The following is a 12,141-nucleotide window of genomic DNA, read 5'->3' as shown; positions in this document are numbered from 1 at the left end:
CGCGGACGGAACGGAGGGCTCCCCGCCTAGCGCAGCCGGCCCGCCGCGCTCGGCGACAGGCGCGAGACGACCTGGCCGAAGGTCCGTTCCTCGGCCGGCGTGAGCGCGACCGTCTCCTGCGGGTGCCAGACCCGTTCCAGCGGGATGTTCGCGCGGTCGCGGCGGGCGCGGGCCCGCAGGCCGAGGGTCACCCACGCGGCCGCGGAGACGGCGAGCAGGCCGAAGAGGGTGATCACGCGGGGGTCCGAGAACTGGCCGGGCAAGGTCATGACTGACTCCGTGGCACGTGCCCGTACGGCGACGGCGGCCCACCACGGCAGACGGCGGCACACGCCCGTACGGTGCTGACTGTTCCTACTGCTTCCTCCCGACTCGTTCAGTTAACACCACCCTGGGGGTCTTTCGGCAGGGGGCCCGGGACCAAAGTCCAGACGCCAAGCGACCCCTCCTGTGCCCACGCCTGGGGGACGTCCCGTGCCCGCCGCAGGCCCTCTTGTGCGGGCCCGGGAACCGCTTCAAGGTGGCGGGGACGGAGATTTCCGGCCGGGGAGGGAGCAGCCGCGATGGCGGACGCAACGGACACGGACATATCGGGCGCGGGTGCGGCGGGCGGCGCGAGCGGGTGGGAGTTCACGGACGACCGGGGTGCGGCGTCGGCCGCCGCGCGCCGGCCCGGGCGGGTGCTGGCGTACGTACGGGCCGGGGCGGCCCTGCTCGACCTGGGCGTGCGGCCGGTCGCGGTCTACGGCTCCGCGCACGACGGCGGCCTGCTGGATCCGGTCAAGGCCGGCGGGCTCGCCGGATCGGGCGTCCCGTACCTGGGGGCGGGGCGGGCCCTGGACGAGGCGCGGGTTCGGGAGCTGGGCGGCGTCGACCTCGTGGTGGACGTGACGTACGACGGCAAGAGCCCGTACGCGCTGGACGAGGCGCTCGCCGACCGGCTCGGGGTGCCGCTCGTCGCGCTCTCCGTCGGCAGCGAGCTCGCGCTGTCGGCGATCGTGGGGCGGTTCGGCGAGCTGGCCGGGGCCCTCGGGGCGACCGGCGCGGCGGCCGGGCCGGTGGGCGACGCGGAGGCGGCGCTGCGCGCCGCCGCCGGGCGCACCGGGCTCAGCGTGCTCGCGCTGTCCGGTGCCGGCCCCGAGCAGGTGCACCTGGCGCGGCCGCACGCCTGGCCGGAGCTGGCCCGGCTCGCGGAGCTGGGCGTGCGGCTCGTGGATCCGGGTCCGGGGCCGGGCGCGAGCTGGCTGACCACCGACTGGGAGTACGCCCTCGGGCTCGCGCCCGGCCTGGTGCTCTTCGACAGCCGGGCCAACGCGGTGCCGCCGCAGGTGGTTCCGCAGGGTGCCCGGCTCGCGCCCTGGAACCCGGAGACGCCGCCGAGCCCGGCCGCGTACGCCCGCTTCTTCCAGGACCTGACGGCGGCGCTGGAGGACCATCAGTAGGGCTTGTCCGGCGGATCGGGCGCGGGCGCGCACCCAAGGCGCCACCCGGCACCGTCGTCAGCGCCGTACGTGCGCCGTCTACGGCACGCGCGCCCGCAGCGAGTCCGCGAACTCCTCGGCCCGGGCCAGCTGGGCGCGCAGTTCGGCGACGCGCTCGGCCGCGGCCTGCTCGTAGCCGCGGACGCGTGCGACGAGGGCGGTGCGGGTGTCGGGGTCGAGTTCGGCGGGGGTGCCGGGGGCGTCGGCGGCGAGGCGGTCGACGGCGTCGAGGAGTTCGCGGGTCTCGTCGAGGGTGAAGCCGAGCGGCTTCATCCGGCGGATCACCATCAGCCGGGCGACGTCGGCGTCCGTGTAGAGCGGGAAGCCGCCCTCGGACGCCGCGGACGGGACGACGAGGCCGCTGTCCTCGTACTGGCGGATGGTGCGCAGGGACAGTTCCGTCCGTGCCGCGACCTCGCCGATCTTCATGGGGCGGGGGCGCACGCTGTTCAGGACGTCGGGGCTCGCCACATCGGGTCCTCTCTCTGCTGACACGCTGCTGACACGCTGCTGACACGCACTCCGTGCAGTACATCCGATTCGTCCTAACTTCAGCACTTATGAGCGCGGGAAGTGCGGTGAAACGCCTGCGGGCCGTCCGAGAGGCCCCGGGTGCGTCGGCCGACACGCGTACATTGGTGGGCTCGGGATGAGGCGTGGCGTGGTGCGGTGTGTGACGGAGGGGGCACCCCGTGGTCGAGAAGATCGTTGGCGGCATCGTCGTGGCTCTGCTGACCGGAGTGGGTCGGCTGCTGTGGCAGAACAGAAGGCATCTGACCCTGTTGCGGCTGCTGCTCACGCCGTTCGGCAGGGCGCGGGTCTCCGTGGCGGTGCTGCTGCGGGTCCACGAGGAGGACCACTACGTCCTGTTCTCCTCGGCCAACCGGCCCGGCGCGTTCGGCCCGCCCGGCGGCGTCGTGAAGTACCAGGAGTCGGCCAAGCGCTTCCTGGAGCGGATCGGCTTCGAGCCGGAGGGCCGCAGCCGGGAGGTGATGCGGCACGACCTGCGGGGCTTCCTGGGCGCGGTGCGCGTCCTGGGCTTCGCCCGCTGGCTGTACAAGGAGGTCGACCGGGAGACCGCGGCCGACTGTCTGCGCCGTGAACTCGTCGAGGAACTGGGCGAGGTGGGACACGAGGAGCTGATCCCATTGGCCCGGGAGGTCGGTTTCCGGACAGTTCGCCGTGTCATCGACGGGCCGCTGAAGGTCCCGGGCGAGACGTACCGGCAGATCCGTTTCTTCGAGGTCTACGACTTGGTCCTGGACAAGCCGGACGCGACCCGGCTGCGCGAGGCGCTGCTCGCGCTCGCCGGTGACGCCGAGGCGGGGACGGTGATCGGCGCCAGCCGCGCCGAGATCGCCCGCGGACGGGCTCAGGCGCACGTCGTGCTGCCGCAGTCGGCCTTCCTGGCGGGTGAGAAGAGGTTCCGGGAGGACCTCACGCCGGTGTCCTGAGGGGCATGTGAGGCCGGTGTGAGAGCCCCGGGGCGCCGGCGGGCTCGTGGCGCAATGGCGCCTCCCGTGCCTGGGGGATCTGCGATAGATCCTTGCGCAACGAACCAGCGCACGCGGCACGAAGGGGCATGGCAATGACGCCATACATCTCGGCGGACGACTTCGAGAACTACTTAACGACGGTCGACGCGGCCATGGACGAGGCCCTGCGCGCCGAACCGCAGTTGGCCGCGCGCTTCGCCAGGTCGCGCGCTGTCATGGCGGAGGCCGGGCAGGAGCTCTCCGGGGGCAACCCGGTCGGGCCGGCCTTCAAGATCGCCAATACGGCGCTCACCGTGGCGGAGACCTACTACATGAGGACCGACCAGGAGCGGGCGCGTGAGCTGCTCTACATAGCGGTTCGCCTGTACGGCTTCCGCAACCAGGAGAGGTACGCCGCGTCGATCGCCCAGTGCCACGAGAACCTGGCGCAGTTGGACGCCCTGCGGCCCGCCGCGACGGCTCCCGCGGCGACGGCGCCCGTCCAGACGTCGGGGCCGGCGGAGTCCGCCTCGCAGGCTCCGCAGGGCGCACCGGCCGACGCGTCCCTGCCGCCCGCCTCGCAGGCTCCGCCGCTGCCGCAGCAGGCCTCCGCCCCGCCGTCCGTCTCGGCGCCCCGGGCGGTCCAGCCGTCCTCCTGGCGCCGTTCGTCCTTCGACTTCGCCGACGACGGCGACGGCGACGGACAGGGCCAGCGGAACGTCACCTGGGAGCAGCTCCTGGAGGAGTGGCGGGGAGGCGGAGAGGGCGAGACGCCCGTCGAGAACCTGCTCGACACGTTTGCCAAGCACGTGACGGGGATGATCGGCCGGAACGCGCCGATGGCCTTCAAACAGCTCAAGCCGATCATCGAGAAGGACCTGGTCCTGCTCAGGGAGAAGCTCACCGGCGCCTCCGTACCGACCGAGGTCTTCGTGCCGCTGCACGAGCGGGCGAAGGAGGTCCGGCAGGTCGCTTCCCGCACCCTCTACGGCTTCACCCGCGGCGGGACGGCCTACGACGGGCAGCGGATCCGGCTGCAGTGGCTGGCGACCGCGCTGCACAATCTCTCCCTGCGGGTGCACCTGCCGGAGAACGACCACCAGATCATCGCCGACGTCCTCGGCTACCTGCAGACCCTCCAGGTGGAGTACCGCTACAACAACGACCGGCGCGAACTGCTCCTCGCCGTGTCGGAGGCGACCACGCTCGTCGCCGTCGGTGAACTTCAGGTGTACCACCTGTCCAAGATCGACTTTGTGTGTCGGTGGCTGCGGCACGCCGTCGGCATCCAGCTGCTCGTCGCCGGTCCCGAACCGGTCGAGCCCGGCGGGATGAGGGCCCACCGGCGGGTCAAGAACACGGCGCTCCCCGGCGGCTACGACAATCCCGAAACGTGGGCGGGGGAGTTGCTTCGGCAGTGGGCGGGCGAGCCCGAGCGTTGGAACAGCATCGCCTTCATCCTGCTGCTGCTCTCCAACTGGAAGGCGGAAGGGCTCGAACGCCTGCTCGCCGCCCTGTACTACTCCAAGCAGAACGAGGCGTCGAGCGGCCCGGAGACCAAGGACGAGGTCCGGGAGTTCTGGCGGGAGCGCGCCCTGGACATGCTGGGCGCCGCCCGTGGCGTCCGCGTCATCCGCAACGCGTGGGAGCCGGGATCGGCGCAGGGAGCGGCGTCCACCTCCATGTCGCTGACCGAACGGGACTCCGTCGTCCAGCTGCCGAGCCGGCTGCTCCAGGGCATGGCCGTCGAGCTGGCGCCGAAGACGAACGGCGCCGTGATGCAGGGCGCCCTGTTCGCCGACCGGCCCGTGCCGACCTTCCTCGCCTCGAACGTCTTCGGACCCATCGGCGTCCTCAAGATCGACGAGGCCGCGAAGGTGCAGCGGGAGAAGCGGAACTTCGACGCGTACGGCGAGCTGCTGCACCCCGCCGTCCGGTCGAGCAAGTGCACCGTGTCCACCGCGACCGTCATCAACAGCACCAACGGCGGCCGCTACCAGGGCATCCTCACCTCGTACGTGTTCCGCAACCGCGACGAGCCCACCACCCTGCGCGCCTGGCTGGTCAAGACCGAGGGCCTGGAGGACAAGGCGCTGCGCAAGGTGGTCAAGGAGCTCTTCCTTGAGGCCCTCGGGCCGTGGCTGAGCAACGCGAGCCGCGCCATGGGCGACCTGCGGGGCGAGTACCCGGCGCTGCGGCCCGACGACTACGAGCGGACCGGCTACGCCCCGGGCAAGGACGCCGGCACGGAGCTGGACCACTTCGAGGCGCCCGAGGTCGCCGAGGTCTTCGGGGTCGAGGGCGGGCTCACCTGGCGGCCCCGCACCCTCGGGGCACTGTTCGAGGGGTCCTCGTTCGCGGCGGACCCGCTGTTCACCGACAGCGACGCCGAGCTGACCAACCCGCTGTGGCTGGTGGCGCACATCGCCGAGGTGGCCAGGCCGGGCGTCGACGCGGGAGGGGCCGGGCAGGCCGAGGAGGCCGGGGAGGACCCGTCCGAGCTGCTCGAGTGGCTGCTCTACAACCGCGACGAGGGCCTGACCACCCGCTCGTACCTCACCTGTGTCTCCCACGGCGATCTGCACTGCGAGAACGTCCTGGTGGGCGGCACCGGGCGGGAGGAGCCGGACCTCTACCTGATCGACTTCGAGACCACCCACCGCGGCCACATCTGCAAGGACTTCGCCCGGCTCGAATCCGCGCTGTGGTCCCGGACCTTCGCGTGGACGCCGGAGCAGCTGGCCGAGATCCGGCCCTGGTTCGCGGACGCGCTGCGCGGGGAGTCGCTGTGGGACCCGGAGATCCCCGAGAAGGCCGACCCGGAGGTACGCCGGGTCCTGACCTGTGTGAAGCGGCTGCGGGCCGTCCTCAAGGGCTGTGAGCAGCCCAACTGGGCGTTCACCGACCTCGAGTACCGGTGGGCGCTGTTCGCCTCGCTGCTGCCGTTCGCCCGCTACCGCGACCACGAGACGCCGAGCAACCGCTTCCTGCCGTTCCTGCTCGCCGCCGAGCTGGCCGAGGGAATCGTCGACGACGCGCGGAAGGCGACGGGCAAGGCCGCGGGCAGGGGCGCCTAGCCGTCGCGGTCGCGTTGCAGGACGAGGGGCGCCGGCCTACGGCCAGACCAGGCAGTACGGCTGGTGCCCCGCCTCGTGCAGCCGGTGGCTGAAGTCCTGCCACTCGTGCAGCAGCTGGTAGACGTTGAAGGCGTCCTGCGGGCCGCCGCGGTCGGGGACCGTGGACCAGATGAAGGCGGCGGCGCCGACCGACTCCTCGCCGATGCCGCGGAGCGGGTCGACGACGGTCATCGGCAGCTTCACCACGGCGTAGTCGGGGTGCAGGACCACCAGCTCCAGCGGCGGGACCTTGTGGAGCGGCATGCCCTGGATGCCGGTCAGGACCATCGCGGCTATGGTCTCCGGCTTGATCTTGGTGAACATGCCGCCCATGCCGAGCTCGTCGCCGCCGAGCTCCTCGGGGCGCATCGAGATCGGGACCTGGGCCGCCGTCGCGCTGTTGGGCGCGCCGAAGTACTTGTAGGTCACGCCCAAGCGGCCGCCCCCGTTCCCCGGCGTCGCCGGTCCCTCGACCGGGCCGGACTCGCGTGCCCGGGCGGCGCGCCGGGCGCGTGCCCGGCCGAGCCGTGACTCGTCCGCGACGGGGCTCGGTGCAGGACCGGGGGCCGGGCTCGGGGCGGGACCGGATGCCTGGGCCGGGTTCTGGGCAGCGCTCTGCACGGGCCCGTGCGTCGCGGGGCCCGTGGCGCCCGGGACCGGGCCGTCCGGCTTCCGGGGCTCGCCGGCGCGCGGCTCGCTGCCGCGGGACTCGCCACGCGGCTCGGAGCGTGCGTCGGTGCCGCGTGCGTCAGCGCGTGCGTCACCGCCGCGCGCGTCCGCGCGCGGCTCGCCGCCCGTCCTCGGGTCGTTGGCCCTCGGCTCTTCCGTCCTCCGGCGCCGGTGCCTCCCCCTCCGGACAGGGTCGGGACCCAGGTCGTCAGTCCCCTCGCCCGGTCCGCCACCGCGATGCATATCTCCACCCGACTGCTGTTCCGGCCGCCGTCTCCGCGTGCGGCCCGATCATCGTGACAGTGACCTCCCCCACGGTCGTACGGTGAAACACCTGTCCGCAAGATCGCCGTGGCCTCTGACACCATGGATTCCGTGAGCCATCCTTATGACGCCCCAGTTTCGCAGACGCGACGGAGACACGCCCCGGCGTAATTCACAGGGTGCCCACACCGTCCCCACGTACTCGACGTCGTCCTCGCAGGTCAGGATCAGGTCAGGATCACAGTGCCGTATTCATACGAAGCCCCAGTCTCACAGACGCTTTTCGACCGCGCCTCCCTTGTGACGCCCGGCGGCGTGAACTCACCGGTGCGGGCCTTCCGGGCCGTGGGCGGAACGCCCCGGTTCATGGTGTCCGGTACCGGTCCGTACCTCACCGACGCCGACGGCCGCGAGTACGTCGACCTGGTCTGCTCGTGGGGACCGATGATCCTCGGCCACGCGCACCCCGACGTGACCGCGGCGGTGCAGACGGCGGTGGCGCGCGGGACCTCCTTCGGCACGCCCGGCGAGGGCGAGGTCGCGCTCGCCGAGGAGATCGTCGCGCGGATCGAGCCGGTCGAGCAGGTGCGTCTGGTCTCCAGCGGGACCGAGGCGACCATGTCCGCCATCCGGCTCGCCCGTGGGTTCACCGGCCGCGCCAAGGTGATCAAGTTCGCGGGCTGCTACCACGGCCACGTGGACGCGCTGCTCGCCGCGGCCGGCTCGGGCGTGGCCACCTTCGGCCTGCCCGACACGCCCGGTGTGACCGGCGCGCAGGCCGGGGACACCATCGTGCTGCCGTACAACGACCTGGAGGCGGTGCAGGAGGCCTTCCACCGGTACCCGGGCGAGATCGCCTGCGTGATCACCGAGGCCTCTCCCGGCAACATGGGCGTCGTGCCGCCGCTGCCCGGCTTCAACCAGGGCCTGAAGGACGCCTGCGCGAAGAACGGCGCCCTCTACATCTCCGACGAGGTCATGACCGGTTTCCGCACCTCGCGGGCCGGCTGGTACGGCGTGGACGGCGTCAAGCCGGACCTGATGACCTTCGGCAAGGTCATGGGCGGCGGCTTCCCGGCCGCGGCCTTCGGCGGCCGCGCCGACGTCATGGGCCACCTCGCCCCGGCGGGCCCGGTCTACCAGGCGGGCACCCTCTCCGGTAACCCGATCGCCACCGCCGCCGGCCTCGCGCAGCTGCGGCTGCTCGACGAGGCCGCGTACGACAAGGTGAACGCGGTCTCGGCCGAGATCCAGGGGCTCGTCACGGACGCCCTGACGAAGGAGGGCGTGGCGCACCGGCTGCAGACCGCGTCCAACATGTTCTCGGTCTTCTTCACCTCCACCGAGGTGCGGAACTACGAGGACGCCAAGAAGCAGGAGGCCTTCCGCTTCAACGCGTTCTTCCACTCGATGCTCGCGGACGGCGTCTACCTGCCGCCGTCGGCCTTCGAGTCCTGGTTCGTGTCGACCGCCCACGACGAGCGGGCGATCGAGCGGATCGCCGCCGCGCTGCCGGCCGCCGCCCGCGCCGCCGCGGAGGCGACCGCGTGAGCGCCGCGAACGGCGCGCCGGGCGCCGACGACATCACCGTCGTCCACCTGATGCGGCACGGCGAGGTGCACAACCCGGACGGCGTGCTGTACGGCCGCCGGGGCGGCTACCACCTCTCCGAGCTGGGCCGGCAGATGGCGGACCGGGTCGCCGAGCACCTCGCGGGCCGGGACATCACCCATGTCGTGGCCTCCCCGCTGGAGCGGGCGCAGGAGACGGCCGACCCGATCGCCAAGACGCACGGCCTGGACCTGGCCACGGACGAGCGGCTCATCGAGGCGGCGAACGTCTTCGAGGGCAAGACCTTCGGCGTCGGCGACGGCGCGCTGCGCAAGCCGGGCAACTGGAAGCACCTGACCAACCCCTTCAAGCCGTCGTGGGGCGAGCCGTACGTCGAGCAGGTCGTGCGCATGATGGGCGCGCTCGACGCGGCGAAGGACGCGGCGCGCGGCCACGAGGCGGTGTGCGTGAGCCACCAGCTGCCGATCTGGATCGTGCGCAGCTTCGTGGAGAAGCGCCGGCTGTGGCACGACCCGCGGCGCCGGCAGTGCACGCTCGCCTCGCTGACCACGTTCACGTACCGCGGCGACCGGATCGTGTCGGTCGGGTACAGCGAGCCGGCCCTCGATCTGGTGCCGGTGCACCTGCGCGCGGGCGCGAAGCCGGTGAAGGGCAAGGCGAAGGCGTTCGGGGCGTAGACGCCGGGCCTTCCGAGGAGTAGACCCCTCAGGGCGGTCGGACGACACCACGTCGTTCGACCGCCCTGAAATTTTTGTGCTAATTAGCGGAACCTCCGTGTTCCTCCCGGCATCTCACCCATTGTCGGTTTGGATGACGTTCAGGTCATACGTCAGCGCGAATGGGGATGTCATGCGCGGGATCAATCGAAGGAGTCTGCTCGGGGCGGGAGTTGGTGCCGCGGCGGCGCTGGGTCTGGCCGCCTGTAGTGGTGGCAATCAGGACAAGCCCGGACGTTCCGGGCCAGGCAAGGGTGGCGACGCGACCGGTACGCCGGACGCCTCCGCCACGCCCAGCAAGGACGACGCCCGTCCCATCGGCGACGGTTCCACCGCCGACACCGGCAAGCAGCCCCACCAGCCCGACGCCCCCGTGCCGCTCGAACCCGGCCAGACCCCGCCGCAGTTCGTGATCTTCTCCTGGGACGGTGCCGGCGAGGTCGGCAACGGCCTCTTCCCGCGCTTCCTCGAACTCGCCAGGAACCACGACGCGGCGATGACCTTCTTCCTCTCCGGGCTCTACCTCCTGCCCGAGTCGAAGAAGGACCTCTACCGCCCGCCGAACAACCGGGTCGGCGCCTCCGACATCGGGTACCTCACCGACGACCACATCAAGGACACCCTGAAGTACGTCCGGCAGGCCTGGCTCGAGGGCCACGAGATCGGCACCCACTTCAACGGCCACTTCTGCGGCGGCTCGGGCTCGGTCGCCAACTGGACCCCGGCCGACTGGCAGAACGAGATCGACCAGGCCGTCGGCTTCGTCACCAAGTGGAAGACCCACAGCGGCTGGACCGACCTCGACCCGCTGCCCTTCGACTACACCAAGGAGCTCGTCGGCGGCCGCACGCCGTGCCTGCTCGGCCAGGACAACCTGCTCCCCACCGCCAAGCGCCTCGGCTGGCGCTACGACGCCAGCTCGCCCGGCGGCCGGCAGATGTGGCCGGTCAAGCGGGGCGGCCTCTGGGACCTGCCGCTGCAGGCGGTGCCGTTCCCCGGCCACTCCTTCGAGGTCCTCTCCATGGACTACAACATGCTGGCCAACCAGTCGAAGAACACGACCAAGGGCGTGCCCTCGCGCTATCCCGGCTGGCGCAAGCAGGCCACCGAGGCCTACCTGTCCGGCTTCAGGCGCGCGTACGAGTCCAACCGCGCCCCCTTCTTCGTCGGCAACCACTTCGAGCAGTGGAACGGCGGCATCTACATGGACGCCGTCGAGGAGGCCCTGAAGGGAATGGCCGGGAAGAAGGACGTGCGACTGGTCTCCTTCCGGCAGTTCGTCGACTGGCTGGACGTCCAGGACCCGAAGATCCTCGCCAAGCTGCGTACCCTGGAAGTCGGCCAGTCCCCGGCGGGCGGCTGGAACGCATTCCTCAAGACCGTGTGAAGCGGCCGCTTAGGCTTTCTTGACAAGGGGCTTTACGGGCACGTAGGGGGGTGCCCAAGATCCTCGAAACGCCCATGCGAAACTTTTCACATGAGTCTTAGCCGTGCGCCCCGCCGCACCCTGCTGACGGCCGGAGCCCTGGCCGCCGCACTCGCGCTCTCGGCCTGCAGCTCGGACGGCAACGGCAAGTCCGGCGGCGGCGGTGACACCAACTTCGTGACCAACACGGGCGGTATCTCCACCGTGGCCAAGGGCGAGCGGAAGCCGGTCAACAAGATCGCCGGGGAGACCCTCGAAGGCGAGCGGCTGGACGTCGCCGACCTCAAGGGCAAGGTCGTCGTCCTCAACGTCTGGGGCTCCTGGTGCCCGCCCTGCCGCGCCGAGGCACCGCATTTCGCCAAGGTCGCGAAGGACATGAAGGCGAAGGGCGTCGAGTTCGTCGGGATCAACACCCGGGACTCCGACACCTCCAAGGGACTGGCCTTCGAGGAGGAGTTCGGGGTTCCCTATCCCAGCCTCTTCGACCCGACCGGAAGGCTCATTCTCGGCGGATTCCCCAAGGGCTCCATGAATCCGCAGGCCATTCCGTCCACGATCGTTCTCGACAAGGACGGAAAGATCGCCGCGCGTTCGCTGATGGCGCTCGACGAGACCAAGCTCCGCTCCATGATCGAACCGCTCGTCGCGGAAAAGTGACGGGGAATGTGACGTGGATCCCAACCAGACGGTCCTGAGCGGCGCGCTGCTGCTCGCCCTGCCCATCGCCGTGCTCGGCGGACTCGTCTCCTTCTTCTCGCCCTGCGTGCTGCCGCTCGTCCCCGGCTACCTCAGCTACGTGACCGGGGTCACCGGCACCGACCTCGGCGAGGCCCGGCGAGGCCGGCTGACGGCGGGCGCCGCCCTCTTCGTCCTCGGCTTCTCCACCGTGTTCGTGTCCGGCGGGGCGCTGTTCGGCAGCTTCGGCTGGACCCTGCAGAAGTACCGGGACACCCTCACCACCGTCCTCGGCATCCTCATGATCCTCATGGGCGTGCTGTTCATGGGCCTGCTGCCCTGGATCACCCAGCGCGAGTTCCGCTTCCACAAGAAGCCCGCCGCCGGCCTCGTCGGAGCCCCGGTGCTCGGTGCGCTGTTCGGCATCGGCTGGACACCCTGCATCGGCCCGACCCTCGCCTCCATCAACGCCCTCGCCCTGGAACAGGCCAGCGCCGGCCGCGGGGCGGCGCTCGCCTTCGCGTACTGCCTCGGCCTCGGACTGCCGTTCATCCTCACCGCCATCGCCTTCCGCAAGGCGCTCGGCACGTTCGCCTGGGTGAAGAAGCACTACGCCTGGGTGATGCGGATCGGCGGCGGCATGATGATCGTGACCGGCGTCCTGCTGCTCACAGGAGCGTGGGACAGCATGGTCTCCACGATGCAGGGCTGGTCCAGCGGTTTCACGGTGGGGATCTGAGAGTTCCG

Annotated in this window: 11 protein-coding genes; 8 read left to right on the top strand and 3 right to left on the bottom strand. The window is 71.2% G+C overall.

Annotated elements, in window-relative coordinates; translation table 11 throughout:
* Positions 1–26: 26 nt before the first annotated feature.
* Positions 27–269 carry a hypothetical protein gene (locus ACFY8W_RS34475; protein WP_391114089.1) on the bottom strand — a complete coding sequence of 81 codons (243 nt, stop codon included), beginning with the start codon at positions 267–269 and terminating at the stop codon, positions 27–29.
* A 294-nt stretch (positions 270–563) separates the two neighbouring features.
* On the opposite strand from ACFY8W_RS34475, the gene ACFY8W_RS34470 reads away from it, so the two are divergent.
* Entirely contained in the window at positions 564–1,442 is an 879-nt protein-coding gene (locus tag ACFY8W_RS34470; RefSeq protein WP_391114086.1) for an ABC transporter substrate-binding protein, read from the top strand.
* A gap of 78 nt (positions 1,443–1,520) precedes the next feature.
* On the opposite strand, the gene ACFY8W_RS34465 is transcribed toward ACFY8W_RS34470, so the two are convergent.
* A complete protein-coding gene (locus tag ACFY8W_RS34465) occupies positions 1,521–1,910 on the bottom strand; it encodes a MerR family transcriptional regulator (protein ID WP_391114245.1) in 390 nt (129 codons plus the stop codon).
* Between the two features lie 263 nt (positions 1,911–2,173).
* On the opposite strand from ACFY8W_RS34465, the gene ACFY8W_RS34460 reads away from it, so the two are divergent.
* Together ACFY8W_RS34460 and ACFY8W_RS34455 are read left to right on the top strand one after the other, a co-directional pair.
* Positions 2,174–2,935: a hypothetical protein gene (locus ACFY8W_RS34460; RefSeq protein WP_391114083.1), complete on the top strand. Its 762-nt coding sequence runs from the start codon at positions 2,174–2,176 to the stop codon at positions 2,933–2,935.
* A gap of 134 nt (positions 2,936–3,069) precedes the next feature.
* Positions 3,070–6,033, top strand: a complete 2,964-nt coding sequence (locus tag ACFY8W_RS34455; RefSeq protein WP_391114081.1) for a phosphotransferase — start codon at positions 3,070–3,072, stop codon at positions 6,031–6,033.
* A 36-nt stretch (positions 6,034–6,069) separates the two neighbouring features.
* Here the strand turns inward: ACFY8W_RS34455 and ACFY8W_RS34450 are convergent, their stop codons facing one another.
* On the bottom strand, positions 6,070–6,507 hold the full coding sequence (locus tag ACFY8W_RS34450) for a hypothetical protein (RefSeq protein ID WP_246094774.1): 438 nt from the start codon (positions 6,505–6,507) through the stop codon (positions 6,070–6,072).
* 741 nt (positions 6,508–7,248) lie between these two features.
* On the opposite strand from ACFY8W_RS34450, the gene hemL reads away from it, so the two are divergent.
* The 5 genes from hemL (at position 7,249) to ACFY8W_RS34425 (ending at position 12,133) form a co-directional block, all read left to right on the top strand.
* Positions 7,249–8,556, top strand: coding sequence for a glutamate-1-semialdehyde 2,1-aminomutase (gene hemL / locus ACFY8W_RS34445; protein WP_391114078.1), 1,308 nt, complete (start codon positions 7,249–7,251; stop codon positions 8,554–8,556).
* Between the two features lie 50 nt (positions 8,557–8,606).
* Complete coding sequence (locus ACFY8W_RS34440; RefSeq protein WP_391114242.1) at positions 8,607–9,254, top strand: histidine phosphatase family protein; 648 nt, start codon at positions 8,607–8,609, stop codon at positions 9,252–9,254.
* A 172-nt stretch (positions 9,255–9,426) separates the two neighbouring features.
* Positions 9,427–10,680, top strand: coding sequence for a hypothetical protein (locus tag ACFY8W_RS34435; protein WP_391114075.1), 1,254 nt, complete (start codon positions 9,427–9,429; stop codon positions 10,678–10,680).
* Positions 10,681–10,770: 90 nt separating this feature from the next.
* Positions 10,771–11,376, top strand: coding sequence for a redoxin family protein (locus ACFY8W_RS34430; protein ID WP_391114073.1), 606 nt, complete (start codon positions 10,771–10,773; stop codon positions 11,374–11,376).
* 13 nt (positions 11,377–11,389) lie between these two features.
* Positions 11,390–12,133: a cytochrome c biogenesis protein CcdA gene (locus tag ACFY8W_RS34425; protein WP_391114070.1), complete on the top strand. Its 744-nt coding sequence runs from the start codon at positions 11,390–11,392 to the stop codon at positions 12,131–12,133.
* The last annotated feature ends 8 nt before the right edge of the window (positions 12,134–12,141 follow it).

The sequence above is a fragment of the Streptomyces sp. NPDC012637 genome (assembly GCF_042954805.1).
Taxonomy (GTDB): Bacteria; Actinomycetota; Actinomycetes; order Streptomycetales; family Streptomycetaceae; genus Streptomyces.
This window is presented reverse-complemented; position numbering and strand designations above follow the sequence as displayed.

Excerpts from the sequence above, each read along its gene's own strand:
- ACFY8W_RS34475 (WP_391114089.1), bottom strand. The coding sequence starts at position 269 with ATGACCTTGCCCGGCCAGTTCTCGGACCCCCGCGTGATCACCCTCTTC.
- ACFY8W_RS34470 (WP_391114086.1), top strand. The coding sequence starts at position 564 with ATGGCGGACGCAACGGACACGGACATATCGGGCGCGGGTGCGGCGGGC.
- ACFY8W_RS34465 (WP_391114245.1), bottom strand. The coding sequence starts at position 1,910 with ATGAAGATCGGCGAGGTCGCGGCACGGACGGAACTGTCCCTGCGCACC.
- ACFY8W_RS34455 (WP_391114081.1), top strand. The coding sequence starts at position 3,070 with ATGACGCCATACATCTCGGCGGACGACTTCGAGAACTACTTAACGACG.
- ACFY8W_RS34440 (WP_391114242.1), top strand. The coding sequence starts at position 8,607 with ATGCGGCACGGCGAGGTGCACAACCCGGACGGCGTGCTGTACGGCCGC.
- ACFY8W_RS34435 (WP_391114075.1), top strand. The coding sequence starts at position 9,427 with ATGCGCGGGATCAATCGAAGGAGTCTGCTCGGGGCGGGAGTTGGTGCC.
- ACFY8W_RS34430 (WP_391114073.1), top strand. The coding sequence starts at position 10,771 with ATGAGTCTTAGCCGTGCGCCCCGCCGCACCCTGCTGACGGCCGGAGCC.